Here is a 16,070-nt window from a genome sequence, read left to right on the forward strand (position 1 = left end):
TGTTCTTTTCAGGAGCCGTAGGATTATAACAACTCTTTACTCTCTATTTCCGGTAAACAGACAGTAAGAAATACTCAACGGGTAAACAGGTAAACTGTACCGTCTTTCGCCTGTACCATCAGCTTATCACCGGCAACAACCGGACGGCTCATTAAGCCGGAGCTATCAACTTTATGTTGAGCAACAAACTTACCATCATCCATATTCAGCCAATGCAAATAGCCTTCACTATCACCAACAACCAGATAGCCATTATACATTTCAGGTGCCGTCAAATTGCGGTGTTGTAATTTTGTCTGAGTCCACAGCGTTACACCATCACTTTGACGCAGACTCATAACCCGATCGTTTTGATCAACAATGTAAATACGATCACCGGAAACAACCATCTCGTTCACTGAACCCAAATCGCGTTTCCAGAGGATCTGGCCTGAACGCATGTCAAGCGCCACCAGATTACCGTTATAGGCTATCGCATAGATTACGCCTTCAGAAATAACCGGTGTTGTATCAACATCATTAAGACGACCGATTTCTGTCGAACTGGTTACCTGAGAAATACGTTGCTGCCAAATCAGTTGCCCCTGAGAAATCAGCACTGCGTTGACACGACCATTATCGCCCCCCACGATCGCGGCACCGTAAGCCACAGCCGGAGCTGATTCACCACGCAACGATAATGATGGGGTATCCATATTAACGGACCACTGTGCTTTTCCATCTGACTCATTCAATGCCTGCAACATGCCGTTGCTGGTATGAATCAATACCAGGCCATCACTCACCACCGGACGCGACAACGCTTCCCCGGCAACTTCAGATTCCCAGGCAATCTGGCCGTCTTCGGTATTTAGCGCGATGACTTTGGCACGTTCAGTGCCAACATATAAATGATTCCCAGCAACGGTCAGGCCGCCAGAAAGCAACGCAGGGATACGGGAAGAGAGAAGACCGGCTTTTTCAGCTAGATTTACCGACCATATCTCTTTGCCGCTATCAATGTCCAGCGCCTTAACGATGCCATGACGATCAGCGACATAGACGACAGAACCCTGCCAGGTTGGTGTCAAGTGAGAGTAATAATGACCAACACCATCACCTACAGATTTATCCCAGATAACACTTGGGCTAAATTGATTCTCAACCTGTGGCAACGGTGACATCGTTACTGTGTCCTGCTCACTTGAACAACCCGCTAACAGAACAGAAGCCACCAGACCAACCAAGAGTGTTTTACGCAACTGCATTGAAAGGATCCCCTTAGCTGGATAAATTATTCAATTTAAGATTTAACATCGATTTGATCGCCTGCGGTGAATCTGATCCCAGACCTTTGGTATAAGCTGCACGGGCACCCGCAATATCACCTTTTTTCAACAGCGCATCGCCGCGGATATCCTCTGCCACAGCAACCCAACCGGAACCTTTCACCTGTTCCAGTGTTTTCAATGCAGCATCCGCCTTATCTTCCGCCAATTGAACCCTGGCTAAACGAATATTAGCCAGAGCCTGCAAATCTTCATTTTTTGTCTGACTAACAGCCGCAGATAAAAATTGATCCGCTTTGGCTAGCTCATTCTTTTCAACAGCCAGTTGAGCCAAATGCATATGAGCCATCACGCCATAACTATTGTTAGTTTCAGCAGCAAACTTCTCAGCGGCGGCATGATTCTCTTTTGCACCGGAAATTAATCCACGATTTACCTGTTCAAAAGCTTCCGCACTGCCCTGCAATTGATTTGTCTGATGAGATTGCCAATAACGCCAGCCAATCAGCGCGCCAGCACCCAGTACCAGCCCGAAAACCAACGCTTTGCCATTATCGACAAAAAAGCGTCGGATCGCGTCAACTTGTTCGTTTTCATTGGTATAGACTTCCACGGAGTCTCTCCTTAACCTAACAATTCAGCCAAACGAGCTGCAATTTCGCTTTGCGGCAACGTTTGTTGTTCGCCTGTACGTAAATCTTTAATCGCAGCCTGACCAGAACGGACTTCATCTTCACCCAAGATCAGCGCAATTTTAGCGCCTTGTTTATCTGCACGCCCCAATTGCTTCTTAAAGTTCCCTCCCCCGTGGTTAGTCACCAAGCGCAATTGTGGCAAAACGTCACGTATCTGTTCGGCCAGAATCAACGCTGCCTGCTGACTGCCTTCACCGAAGGAAGCAAGATAAACCTCCGCCACTGATAGCTCCGCCACAAATGCCGGGTTCATTTCCTGCACCAACAGAACCAGACGTTCCACTCCCATAGCAAAACCCACAGCAGGAGTAGAACGCCCCCCCAGTTGCTCAACCAGCCCATCGTACCGACCACCGGCACAGACAGTCCCCTGAGCCCCCAGAGCCGTTGTCACCCATTCAAATACCGTGCGGTTATAGTAATCCAGACCACGAACCAGACGCTGGTTAATCCGGTATTTGATACCAGCCGCATCAAGAAGCGCACGCAGGCCGTCAAAATGTTCCTTTGATTCGGCATCAAGATAATCAAACAGTTCCGGCGCATCATTAAGAAGTTGCTGAACCTCAGGATTTTTTGAATCCAAAACACGCAATGGATTGCTGTACATACGACGTTTGCAATCTTCGTCCAGCTTATCTTTATGCTGCTCAAGGAAAGCAACCAGCGCTTCGCGGTAACTGGCCCGCGCGGCCAATGAACCAATCGAGTTCAGTTCAAGCGTCACATGTTCAGAAATACCAAGCTCACGCCACCAGCGGGCAGTCAATAAAATAAGTTCAGCATCAATATCAGGCCCCTGAAGACCAAAGACTTCAGCCCCTAACTGGTAGAATTGGCGGTAACGGCCTTTTTGTGGACGCTCATAACGGAACATGGGCCCGAAATACCATACGCGCTGTTCCTGATTGTACAGCAGACCATGTTCAATACCTGCACGCACACAACCTGCGGTATTTTCAGGACGCAGGGTCAAACTTTCACCATTGCGATCATCAAAGGTGTACATTTCCTTTTCGACCACATCAGTCACTTCCCCGATAGCCCGTTTGAATAACGGGGTCTGCTCTACAATCGGTGTGCGGATCTCGCTATAACCATAACCCGCCAACACGCGTTTCAAAGTGCTTTCAATACGCTGCCAAATGGCAGTGTCTGCGGGCAAGTAGTCGTTCATGCCACGAATAGCTTGGATATTTTTTGCCACGTCTTATCTCTGTTAATAATTCAAAAATGATGTTGATTATAGAAGCGAATACGGACGAGCTTCAATTAGCAAACTAAAACAACACTGGCTCATCACAACGATGAACCAGTGTCAGGTATATTATTTATCCAGTTGACTTATGCCGATACGCTTATTTTCATCCAGCATTGATGCCTTAGCGCGGATCTTAGCCTCAAGTTGATCGATCATATCAGCATTGTCGAGGCGCTCTTTCTGCCGCACTCCGTCTTCATAAAAACCACTTTTTGTTCTGGCGCCAGTGACACCCAGAGTAGAAACCTCCGCCTCACCCGGTCCGTTAACCACACAGCCAATGATCGAAACATCCATCGGGGTGAGTAAATCTTCCAGGCGTTGTTCCAACGCATTAACAGTGCCGATAACATCAAATTCCTGACGAGAACAGGTTGGACAGGCGATAAAGTTAATACCCCGGGAACGAATACGCAGTGATTTCAGAATATCAAAGCCAACTTTAACTTCTTCGACAGGATCGGCGGCTAAAGAAATACGCAGGGTATCACCAATACCTTCTGACAGAAGAATACCCAAGCCAATTGCTGATTTTACAGAACCGGCACGAGCGCCACCGGCTTCTGTGATACCAAGATGTAATGGCTGATCAATCTCCCGGGCCAATAAACGGTAAGCGCCAACCGCCAGAAATACATCTGACGCTTTTACGCTGATTTTAAACTGGTCGAAATTAAGTCTTTCAAGAATATTCACATGGCGCATAGCAGATTCCAACAGTGCTTCCGGGGTTGGCTCGCCATATTTTTCCTGAATGTCCTTTTCCAGTGATCCGCCATTCACACCAATACGGATTGGAATATTTTTGTCGCGGGCAGCCGCCACAACCTCACGGATACGCGCTTCATTACCGATATTACCAGGGTTAATGCGCAGACAATCGACCCCATACTCTGCAACTTTAAGCGCGATACGGTAATCAAAATGGATATCGGCAACCAAAGGAACATTAGCCTGCTGCTTAATCAATTTAAACGCTTCTGCCGCGTCCATCGTTGGTATTGATACACGGACAATATCAACCCCAACACGCTCAAGCGATTTAATCTGTTGAACAGTAGCTTCCACATCTGTAGTGCGTGTGTTTGTCATTGACTGCACCGCAATGGGCGCGCCATCCCCGACTGGCACATTCCCTACATAAATACGCGTAGATTTGCGTCTTTTTATCGGCGATTCATTATGCATACTGGTGTTTCTCCCATACTTCCATGTGCTTACTTATAACATGACAACGATGCCGTAACTGCCAAAGGCATTCATTGTGTTCCCGGTACTTTAAGACGCGCAATACGATGCTCTTTAATAAAGCGGCTTAAATCGACAACTTGCCCCCGGAACTGTACATCCACTACAGCAGGGGCACCGATAGTTAATTTATAAGGTAATGAACCGGAGAGACTCAGACTGTCACCTTTCTTTTTAGTTCCGCTAAACAGCATCTTTCCATTCGCATCAGCAACCTGTAACCAACAAGATGCTTTGAAATTCATCACCAGTTTATTACTGTCAGCCACTGCCGTTGAACTATTTTCAGACACATTCGGTGTTTGAGCTGTACCCCGGTTAACGGGTAATGGAACAGTTTGTGGCTGAGTTTCAGGTGGTTCCACCGCCTGATGTTGAGCTGATGCTACAGGCGGAGACGTTTCCCCGCGATTGTTATCAGCATTATTCGCTTTCACCGAATTTTCGGTTGAAGCGGCAGATAATGGCTGCTCACTAGCCTGCAACTGTGTCGCCTGATCGTTACTTTCCGTGGATAAACCCGCTGCCTTGGCTTTCTTTTGGGCAATCTGTACCGCAGACTGATCAGCCATCGAAATCAATTCTTTCTGTTGAGCTATGTGATTTTGCCACCACCATGCTCCCGTCAGACTAATCACTACCAGAATAATTAGCCACGTAATCCACATCAACCAACTTTCACGTTTTTTACGTTTCTTACCCAATGAAAAACTCTGCATTGGTGAAACCTTCGCGGTTTTTGCCGGGGTATGCTTATCCAGAATCGTCAGAATTTCCGCCTCTGGAATTTGTACCAATTTAGCATAAGAACGAACATAACCACGCAGGAAAGTGGGTACCATATTGGCCGGTATATTGTCCTCTTCAATATCACGGATAGTGGAAAGTTTCAGACACAGACGATCAGCCACCGTCTGTTGAGTTAGCCCGTGCTGTTCACGAGCCTGACGCAGGAGCTGACCTGCTGTCAAATGAGCTTGTTCTGGAGTCGTTTCAGTATTCATTAGCAAGAAGACGCGGTACTGTCCAAGTTGTGAAAAACTTCGCGCTGGCTCCTTGCGATAATCCTTACATTATACAATGGCCTGCGCGGCGAAATAGATTTGCTATTTTACTAGCGGCAAATCACTGATAACAAATACGCCTGTCAGCATTATTCCCGGTTAACAGAATTTTGGCTTCTTCATACTGCCCCTGCTCACAGAGAAAAACGCTGTAATAATACAATACCGTATCATTTCCTGGCGCATACTGCATCGCCATTTTGTAACGCTGACGGGCAGCTTCCGGCTGGCCAGAATATTGCTCATACAACGCCATACCTAATTGAGCCTGATAATGGTTTGGCTGTGCCAATAATACCTTATCAAAGTGGTATCTGGCGGCAGGTAAATGACCTTCAGCCAGATAGGCCATTCCCAGTTGAATCCGGGTTTCTGCCGCAACTGTTCGCTGTTTATTTCCGTTTGCCGGTTGATTGGAACATCCTGCCAATAATACGGCAGCAACAATCATTCCCGATAACGATTTCCTTATCATTCCATCCCCACTTAATTAAGGATACGCAATTGTCGCAATAATTTCAGTTACTGCATGACAAAACATAGCAACATTCAGACTGTTCTTACCTGGATAGGTTCACCTGCCTGACGTTTTTTCAGTGTCCGTTTTGTACGATCAATCACATCGCCCGCAAGCTGACCACATGCGGCATCAATATCATCACCACGAGTCTTGCGGACAATAGTTGTGAAACCATATCCCATCAGCACCTTAGAAAAACGGTCGATCCGGCTGTTGGAACTGCGGCCATATGGCGCGCCCGGAAACGGATTCCACGGGATCAGATTAATCTTACTGGGTGTGTCTTTCAGACATTCAGCCAATTGATGCGCCTGTTCTACACTATCGTTAATATGATCAAGCATGACATATTCCACTGTCACACGCCCCTGGTTCGCATTCGATTTCGTCAAATAACGGCGCACTCCCGCAAGAAACTGCTCAATATTATATTTGCGGTTGATAGGAACGATATCATCACGCACATCATCTGTCGGTGCATGCAGGGAAATAGCCAAAGCGACATCAATCATATCGCCAAGTTTATCCAGCGCAGGCACCACACCGGATGTGGATAGCGTCACACGGCGCTTAGACAAGCCGAAACCAAAATCATCCATCATGATTTCCATCGCAGGAACCACGTTATTCAGGTTGAGCAGAGGTTCACCCATTCCCATCATAACCACGTTGGTAATCGGACGGCGACCACTGGATTTCAGTGAGCCAATTATTTTCGCCGCACGCCAAACCTGACCAATAATTTCAGAAACCCGCAAATTACGATTAAACCCTTGTTGAGCGGTAGAACAGAATTTACATTCCAGTGCACAACCTACCTGAGAAGAGACACACAACGTAGCCCGATCATCTTCCGGAATATAAACCGTTTCAACTTGCTGATCGCCAACCGTGATAGCCCATTTAATCGTGCCATCGGCTGAACGTTGTTCCTCTGCTACCTCGGGCGCACAGATCTCAGCAACTTGCTGCAATTTCGCCCGCAGGGTTTTGTTAATATCCGTCATCTGCTCAAAATTGTCATAGCAGTAATGATACATCCATTTCATCACCTGATCGGCACGGAAGGGTTTTTCCCCCATATCGGTGAAGAACTGGCGCATTTGTTTGCGATTCAGATCAAGCAGGTTAATTTTCCCGCCTTTTTTTTCTGGAGTTTCAGACACGACAGAAGCAGCAAATTGTGCCGCAGTATTTGATTGGGACATTTTTTTATATCGCCTCGTTGTTACACTTTCGGCTCTGCGTTGATGAATTCAACGCACGAAGTTTCAATTCGGGTATCACTATCAGTTTAGCCTAGTGACAAATAATAAGCGCCCCGCTGAGTTAACAACGGGGCGCGGCATTGTACAAACTTTAATGCAATGATGCTACGGGTAACGACAAATCAATTACGTGGGCAAATTTCATCTTCTGTGAAGAAATACGCAATTTCACGGTTTGCAGATTCAACAGCATCAGAACCGTGAACCGCGTTTTCAGTAAAACTGTCTGCGTAATCAGCACGCAGAGTACCTGCTAATGCGTTATCAGGATTGGTTGCACCCATCAAGTCTCGGTGACGTTGTACTGCATTCTCGCCTTCCAATACCTGAACTACGATTGGACCAGAAGTCATAAATTCCACCAGACCATCAAAGAAAGGACGGCCTTTGTGCTCTGCATAGAAACCTTCAGCCTGTTCACGGGTCAGGTGAAGCATTTTGGCGGCAATAATGTTAAACCCAGCGCTTTCAAAACGGGCATAAATAGACCCGATAGCATTCTTCTTCACTGCATTAGGTTTAATAATCGAAAAAGTACGTTCAACCGTCATGGATAACCTCTTGGTTCTTTTTTAAGCAACTGATAATTTTAATTTTTTATCCCGATAAGTTAACCGGCTAATACTTATCCCGCAACCCTAGCGGGGATAAAAGAGGCGTTGATTATAGGGACCCGAATGGCAGTTGCCTACAGAAAAAATAACATTCTATTAAATTTTTCTTAGCGAAAATCACCATTTTTTCGTACAAATCACACTTTTACCTGAATCGTTTACTTCAAGGTAAAATTAACAGAATCAACCTGTCCCCCCAAATCCAAAACACTAAGCTGATATTTCCCCGGTTGAGTCAATGTCTGTACAAGCCCTTGATTATTTTCTGTGGTCATCATCTGTTCTCCATTGAGAAACCACCATTGTTGCCCACCACTACCGCCTTGCGTTGTAATACGCAAATCAAGGCTGCCAAGACCGGGAAGCCGTTTCAATACATCTCCGTTATGAATGCCGACGATCAACAGCGGCGCTTCATCTGATTTCAGCGGTGGACACTGAGGGTTAACCGATGGCAAACGCTGCACCCGCCGTTCTTCCGCCGGTAACCATGATTCCAGGCTAATCGGCCATAAAGCGATATTTTTTGGTTGAGCATCAGGGCAATCAGGCGCAACACGCAAACCCTGTTTATCCAGCCATACCTGTTCATTGATGCCAGAAATACCTTCTTGCCCCACAGAAGGCAACGTAGGCGGAATGGTGTTATCCAGAATCCAACTCAGACGACGCTGGCGACAATTACTGTCTCCCTTTGGCAGACTCTGACCTCCCGGCCAACAAATGATTGCCTGACTCACATTTGCCGGACGTGGATCAGAGGGGATCCGTTGAGCGCCATTTCGCATATTTGCCAGCAACAGGTTATTAACCTGATTCATTATCGGAACCGCCGTGGCATAACCGAACTGCCCGGTAACCGGCGTTCCGTCCGGCCTGCCAACCCAGACACCGATGGTATAGCGGGCATTTAAGCCAATAGCCCAGGCATCGCGGTAGCCATAGCTGGTACCCGTTTTCCAGGCCAGTGGTACTTGTGCCGGCAATATATCATCAGGTTGCGGGAGACCTTCTCCAGCCATAATCCGTCTGACTATCCACGCAGCGCCCGGGGAAAACAGTTGCCTGTCACGCAATTTCTGCTGCGGTGTAAATCTCAGGGGGGAAACCTTCCCCTGACGGGCAAACGCGGAGTAAGCCGCCACCAACTGATCCATCCGGGTTGCCGTTCCACCAAGAATCAATGATAAATTAGGCTCACTGCCGGGAGGAAAACGCAATACTGTTCCCACATTACGCAGATTGGCGGTAAACCGCTTGGCACCATAGACTTCGAGTAGTTGCACCGCAGGTAAATTCAAGGAACGAACCAATGCTTCACTGACACTGACCGGCCCATTAAAGCCACTGTCAAAATTTCCCGGACGGTAATAATCAAAACGGCGAGGCACATCCTGTAACAGTGATTCCCCATGAATCAACCCATCATCTAATGCCATTGCGTACAAAAAAGGCTTCAACGTTGATCCTGGCGAACGCCACGAATTTATCATGTCCACATGACCAAAACGGCTGTCATCCCGAAAATCCAGCGAGCCGATATAGGCTTTCACCGCCATATCAGTATGATCAACCACCAACACCCCAACAGAGGTTTTTTCCGGTAACTGATACTTCCAATTCACCGCCATATCCTCAAGCTGGCGCTGTAATCCTGCATCAATGGTTGTTTTGATGATTTCCTGACGGTGACCTTTAGCCATTCGTCTGGCAAGAAGCGGGGCAAGTTGTGGCACTTGCCGGGGAGCCAGCCATAACATCTCTTGCCGAATATCAGCCACTTTGTCTTCCGGCCAGATTTTATACTTCGCCAACCGTTGCATAACCTTGTCACGGGCAGCTTGTGCCCGTTCAGGGTAACGGTCCGGCCTTAAACGGCTAGGGGCCTGTGGCAAAATAGCCAGCAAAGCCGCTTCGCCCGCAGAGAGTTCTGATGGCGGTTTGCCCAGATAAGCCCAACTCGCCGCTCCGACGCCTTGTAATGTGCCACCAAACGGTGCACGGTTGAGATACATTTCGAGAATTTCATCTTTGGAATAGTGCCATTCAAGCTGTAAAGTGCGCCAAATCTGTTTCAACTTACCGCCCAAAGTACGTGAATGCGGATCAATCAACCGGGCCACCTGCATTGAAAGCGTACTGCCACCAGATAAAATTTTACCGGCCCGAATGTCCTGCCATGCAGCCCTGACAAGAGAAAGCGGGTTAACCCCCGGATGCTTATAGAACCAGCGATCTTCATACGTCAGCAATGCCTGAATATATTCCGGTGACACTTGATCCAACCTCACCGGGTAGCGCCAAACTCCCTCATCATCGGCAAAACGCCAAAGCGGAGGCCCATCTTCACCTACGACAATACGCGCCATTTTGACTTCACGCAGTGGCAGAGGCCAAATTTTATCTGCCAGCCATAAACCAGCCGGGATCAGAAACAGCACAATCAGCCAAATAAGGTGATGCGTTTTTTTCATGCAAGAATACCTGACGAGCAATCAGCCCTTACGCCTGAGCATAAGGGCTGACTAGGTTTAGCGGACAACTTCCAGTTTTTCAGGTGCAGAGCCTACCGCACGCCAGTAAGGCACATACATAGATTCAACCTGAGGTGCGGGAATAGCGTAGACACCCGGCGTCACTGCACGGGCCAGATAGAGCAATGTCACTGGCTGATTGGAATCAACCGCGACTGCGGCCACATACCGGTCATCACGATATTCAGTATGACGAATAGTCGCCTGTTGCATATCACCAATCAGCTCTTGGAGATTCGCGGCACTGTCACTCAAACTGGCACTGCTGTTAGCCAGATTCTGATTTTCCACTTCCAGACCGGCAGGCAGTAAATCAACAATCAGCGCATCCGGTACTGATTTATCTGAGCTGACCACCAGCTTCACGACCACCATTTCGCCACTTTTTAAACGGTCAATAGAAACGGGATGACCCTGCATATCCAGATAGCTACGCTGAATGTTCAGCACATTTGAGTAGGGTTTTGGTGAATGCAGCGGGTAACCCACCACATTCAGGCGAGAATAGAGAGTGCTATCGCCACGGTTGCTGATATCAACACCTTGCAGAATCTGTTCCGCATTCATCAATTGATTCAATGACTTGTCACGACTCAACGGTGGAACCTGCTGATTAACCCCCGCTTCCCACGGCTGTTCTGAGGTATCTATAAAGAAACGCCCGGCCAAATAGAGTGAATTACTCTCCTGAGTTGAGAAATAGTTACGGGATGTCAACTCATCAGACAAAGCCAGTAATTTCTCATCACGATCTTTTGGCAACATATTGTTTTCAGTCAATAGCGCGACAATCAATGCATTGTCTCGAATGGAACTGCCATAATCCCCCAATCCGACATCATTATTACGGTTTTTATTGATCCCCAAGCGGACAGCTTCATCCGCTCTGGTGTTATCACCCATCAGCTTCAGTGCAACCCCTAGTTGTACCAGCGACAAACCATTTCCAGCCTGAGTACGACGCTCATAAATTTGTCTTAAAGCCCCCAACGACGCTTTCTGCTGGATGGCAAGCACCAGACCGGCATAAGCCTGAGTCGAGAACCGCATGGCTTCCTGATTCTGGCTGTAGCGATAGTTAATAACATTCTTATCCTGTAAATAACGCAGCAAACGGGTATTGGCAGAATTCAGCACTTCCTTGGGTACGCTATAACCTCGCTGGCTCGCACGGAACAAAAAATCTGTAGCATAAGCCGTCAGCCAATATTCTTCATCACCGGTTCGGTCCCACAAGGCAAAACTCCCGTCATGACGCTGCATACTGAGCAAGTGAATAATACCCTCATCAATACTGGCCCGGCGTTTGCTATCACTGTCGGTTTTGATACCCAGTTTTTTCAGCTCCGCTTCATTTGAATAAAGCGACGGATAAAGTCCGCTGATAGTCTGCTCAAGGCAGCCATACGGATAGGCGTACAGTTCACGGATATAGCGTGAAATCTGTAACGGCGGACGACTGGTCAGTAACAACTGGCCTTCGAGCGTTGCTGGCGCTAAACCCGATATGGCATCTAACGGCAACTGCCAATTTTCTCCTTGACGGATAACCTCAGCAAACAGCCTGGTTTCCGCTGGCTGTGCCGGACGCACACCAATCTTCCAGCTATTTTGATACTGTTTCAGAACTTCACCCGGCAAATTCAGGCCATTAATCGTCAGGGAAACTTCTCCCTGACCAAAGCCATGGTCAGCCATGACAGGAATTTCCACTGTTGTACGTTTACCTTTTTCCAAGGTTATTGCCTTGCTGGCCGCATCCTCTAATTTAATTAGCCCATTAGCCGTAAAGTTTAAGGTCAAGTTTTGCGTCTGTTCGGTTAAATTGGTCAGATCCAACGATAACAATGAATGATCACCCCCCGCCATAAAGCGAGGTAACGCCATCTGTGTAATCACCGGTGCGGCAATGACAATTTTACTTTCACCATGACCAAACTCATCTTCACTCCACGCCTGAGCCATCAGCCTCAGTTCACCATTGAAATCAGGAATCGGCAGAACAATCTCCCCTTCCCCATTTTCATTTAATGTCACCGGCTGTGCCTGTTCAGCAATAATCTGCACTTCAGTTAATGGTTTTCTACCACCACGGGCAGGGGCATCTTCATCACCAGAACCACCAAAACGCAGATTTGCCAGACGACCTTCACCTTCAATCAACTGACCATACACATCATATTGATCGACGCTATAGCGTTTACGGCCAAAGAAAGCCTCATAGGGATCCGGGGTTTTGAAGTTAGTGACATTGAGTACGCCAGTATCTACCGCAGAAAGCAGCACATTAACCTGTTTAGGCAATTTCTGCCCTTGCTGTGGTGTAACCTTGACGTTAACTGTCAGGTTCTGATTTGGACGCATTTTTTCCGGCGCGGATAACGTCAGATCCAGTTTACGGTTTTCATCCGCCAACGGCAGATGTAACACACCAATTGCGCGTTTGGGTGTCGCCTGACGGGATTTATCTCCCGGACGAATAACCACCGCCGTCAGATAAAGGTCATGACGGCGCCACTCTTTATTAACCGGCACTTCCACATCCAGACCTTGTGCCGGTACATCAATCTCCTGCCACCAGAGCGGCCCTTCACTGGACTCCACCAACAGATAACCTTTACCTGCCTGTGGTGCGGCTATATGCAGTTTTACTTTCTCACCCACCCGATAAGCCGGTTTATCCAGAGACAGTTTTACCTGATCAGGACGAACGGCACCGGTGCCACCGGTATTATCCTGCCATGAATAACCTGCCCAGAAATTAACACTGCTAACCAATTGATTCTCTGGATTGATAACCTCAATACGATACGATCCCCAATCAACCGGGAAACTGACTTTTGCGGTACCATCCTGCGCAATCTGGATATGTTCATCCGCCATCACCAAATCTTTCTGGTCATAGCCTGACTGCCAGCCTTCACCATCCGACCAGCGCCAATAGTAATCATGGCGTTCATAAACCAAACGGACGGTTAGATCTTTAGCGGCATATTTTTTGCCATTGGCATCTGCATAAACCAGCTCAAATTCAGCCAATGAATTTTCATCCACATTGTAGCGGCTTTGGTCACGACCAGTACGATAGTCATAAACCGTTTTCTGATTAAACAGCGGACGAATACCAACCAGTTTTTCTGCCGGCCAAACCGCCTGTTCAACCCGACGTGTCACCGGGCGGCCGCCAGATTCAAGCAGACTGGCCTGAACAATCACTTTTACCGGCGAAGAAACTGAATTCCAGTTGTCTGCGCTGACATTCAATGCGGCTTCACCGCTACTGTTCAAAGTCAAATCAAATTCGTCCAATGTACGACTGAGATTTTCTTCAGTGGCAGCACCAAACTCATAACCCGGCAATTTTGCTACCGCATCACGGTTTGGACGCAGGAATAACTGCCCCTGCAGACGATTATCCGCAGCGGGAGCACCATACAGGTAACGGCCTTTGATGTCGAAATCGACACTGTGGTTTTTCATCACCGGTTGCGTTTCACTGCTAATTTCCAGCGCCATCCGCTCCGGCATAAAATCTTCTACATTGAACTTGTAATAACGGGGTTTGTTATCGCCCAGATCAAAACGTAGCGACCAGAGTCCGGTAGCCGCTGACTGAGGAATAGTGTAGCGATACTGATACAACCCATTTTCAGGTTGCCAGACAAAACTACGGACAACCTGACCATCTGTTTTTAATACATCAACTTTAACCGGCTGGCTTTTAATTGCCCGACCGTCACCATCACGCAATAGCCCATTCACAATCAGCGTCTCACCGGGGCGATAGAGATCACGAGGCCCGAAAACAAAAAACAGTTTGCTGTATCCTTGTGGACCCGCGATATCAAACTCAGACAGATCCAGCGCCGGTGATACCAAATCAATCATACTGGTTTGGTTATGACGGGTAGCGAGCAATAATTTAGCTTTCGCATTTTTCTCCAGGCTCGCGTGTCCATCAGCGTCTGTCGTTGTTTTTGACAATAACTGCCCCTTCTCATCCAACAGACGAACTTCCACCCCTTTCAGGCTGTTGCCTTGTTCCAGCGATTGGGTAAACACATCCATTTTATCCAGATAGCTGTGCATAGAAACCCCAATGTCGCTTAACGTGAACATTGTCGCCGGATTAGTAGAGACGTATTTACCCGCCTGTCGCATCACCGCCATATAAACACCGTCTTGCTGCAATACTTTAATGTTATTTAATGGCAACAATAATTTTTCGCGAGTATTTAACGTTGGATTAAGATCAAAACGACCGGTATAAACCAATTTCGCATCTTTAAGAATATCTTCAGACTCCCAGGAGTTCAGATTATTGCGATATTGCCACTGTGCAATAAAAGAGGGTAATGCCGTCTCTTTTATCCGGAAAAAGTTAACATCAATACTATTCACATTAAGTGCTAACACTGGCAAACCTTCAGCTACTTTACTTGGCAACAAAGAGCCCTTGCTGGCAAAACCAACAGACGGAGAAATCGTCTCGGTTGTCAGGGTTTTCTCATACGCCGTTTCAAGCTGACGCTCATTGATGCCTTTAACGCCTTTATCTACGGTCAGTTGCAGTTTACGGGATGGCGGCAGATGGCGCAGGCGAAGCGCCATCATGTTATCTGACAGTTCCCACGCACCATCAAGCTTGCCCTGTTTTACATCCACCAAACGGACATTTTGAGCAAAATTCTGATTCGGATCTAAGGGAACAGAAAATGTCACCACCATCGCGCTGGCACCATCAAGCTGCACTTCCGAGGCATCCAAAATTGTCACCTCTTTACCGGCATAACGTTTTGCCAGTTCGGCCAGTGATGCCGCATCTTTCTGTTTTACTGATTTTGTTGGAATATTTGACTGTTGAGGTGCTTTTTCGCTTTGAATTTCTGTGGACTGCGATTGAGCTGCTTTATTATTATCAGTGCTGTCAGACTGGTCACAACCAGCAAGCATCAGCAAAAACGCTAACATCACTGCAAAATAACGCTTTTTTCTTTCCGGCCACCGCCAGAATTGACTTTGATCCATGACTATAACCCCTGCCTTATCCCAACCAATCGGTGATAGGATTTAATAAATAGTTTTATAAATCAACACATTAAATTTAAATCAAGAAAATATAAGCAACTGAGTACCGACTCTACTCTAATACTACTAAGACAACATACAGACATTAAGTTTATATAATAACGCCTTATTTTGACGAATTAAATATCATAAAAACGATAAATAAGTCTGAATTTATTGATTCAATATTTAATTAAGAACTCAATATATCTAAAATATCATGATCGTATGACATTTTCTTAAGTTACTGGAAAAACCCGTTATTGAGTCATCTCCTCCGATAATTTATGAAAAGTAAAATAACCTAAAACAAGCGATTAAAACCAATTGAATAAAGAGGAAATGAAAGTTACCTCACCGGTTATAAATATCATTATTGGATTAAACACATCCATATTCAACATTATATTATCTTCCCTAATAAAATACAGCAATAAATTACAAACAAAACAATACCAATAACTTCTTCATAGTTAATGATTACTATCTGTATAATATCTGAATTAACCACCCCAACAATTAATACAGTAA

At 46.7% G+C, this 16,070-nt stretch carries 10 protein-coding genes; all 10 read right to left on the minus strand.

Features of this window, described 5'->3' with window-relative positions:
• Positions 1 to 74: 74 nt before the first annotated feature.
• Entirely contained in the window at positions 75 to 1,247 is a 1,173-nt protein-coding gene (gene bamB, locus C5470_RS02940; protein WP_166285792.1) for an outer membrane protein assembly factor BamB, read from the minus strand.
• A gap of 13 nt (positions 1,248 to 1,260) precedes the next feature.
• Positions 1,261 to 1,881 carry a tetratricopeptide repeat protein gene (locus C5470_RS02945; protein ID WP_166285794.1) on the minus strand — a complete coding sequence of 207 codons (621 nt, stop codon included), beginning with the start codon at positions 1,879 to 1,881 and terminating at the stop codon, positions 1,261 to 1,263.
• Positions 1,882 to 1,892: 11 nt separating this feature from the next.
• Entirely contained in the window at positions 1,893 to 3,170 is a 1,278-nt protein-coding gene (hisS, locus tag C5470_RS02950; protein WP_036843160.1) for a histidine--tRNA ligase, read from the minus strand.
• Positions 3,171 to 3,290: 120 nt separating this feature from the next.
• Positions 3,291 to 4,412, minus strand: a complete 1,122-nt coding sequence (gene ispG, locus C5470_RS02955) for a flavodoxin-dependent (E)-4-hydroxy-3-methylbut-2-enyl-diphosphate synthase (protein ID WP_166285796.1) — start codon at positions 4,410 to 4,412, stop codon at positions 3,291 to 3,293.
• Positions 4,413 to 4,483: 71 nt separating this feature from the next.
• Positions 4,484 to 5,476 carry a cytoskeleton protein RodZ gene (gene rodZ, locus C5470_RS02960; protein ID WP_036843156.1) on the minus strand — a complete coding sequence of 331 codons (993 nt, stop codon included), beginning with the start codon at positions 5,474 to 5,476 and terminating at the stop codon, positions 4,484 to 4,486.
• 121 nt (positions 5,477 to 5,597) lie between these two features.
• Positions 5,598 to 6,011: a tetratricopeptide repeat protein gene (locus C5470_RS02965; RefSeq protein ID WP_036843155.1), complete on the minus strand. Its 414-nt coding sequence runs from the start codon at positions 6,009 to 6,011 to the stop codon at positions 5,598 to 5,600.
• 74 nt (positions 6,012 to 6,085) lie between these two features.
• Complete coding sequence (gene rlmN, locus C5470_RS02970; protein WP_036843154.1) at positions 6,086 to 7,264, minus strand: dual-specificity RNA methyltransferase RlmN; 1,179 nt, start codon at positions 7,262 to 7,264, stop codon at positions 6,086 to 6,088.
• 182 nt (positions 7,265 to 7,446) lie between these two features.
• The gene (ndk, locus tag C5470_RS02975) at positions 7,447 to 7,875 is read right to left on the minus strand and encodes a nucleoside-diphosphate kinase (protein WP_036843153.1); all 429 of its coding nucleotides are present in this window, start codon (positions 7,873 to 7,875) and stop codon (positions 7,447 to 7,449) included.
• A gap of 221 nt (positions 7,876 to 8,096) precedes the next feature.
• A complete protein-coding gene (gene pbpC, locus C5470_RS02980; protein ID WP_166285798.1) occupies positions 8,097 to 10,412 on the minus strand; it encodes a peptidoglycan glycosyltransferase PbpC in 2,316 nt (771 codons plus the stop codon).
• A gap of 57 nt (positions 10,413 to 10,469) precedes the next feature.
• On the minus strand, positions 10,470 to 15,500 hold the full coding sequence (locus C5470_RS02985; RefSeq protein ID WP_166285800.1) for an alpha-2-macroglobulin family protein: 5,031 nt from the start codon (positions 15,498 to 15,500) through the stop codon (positions 10,470 to 10,472).
• Positions 15,501 to 16,070 lie beyond the last annotated feature (570 nt).

It is taken from the genome of Photorhabdus stackebrandtii (assembly GCF_011189495.1).
GTDB lineage: Bacteria > Pseudomonadota > Gammaproteobacteria > Enterobacterales > Enterobacteriaceae > Photorhabdus > Photorhabdus khanii.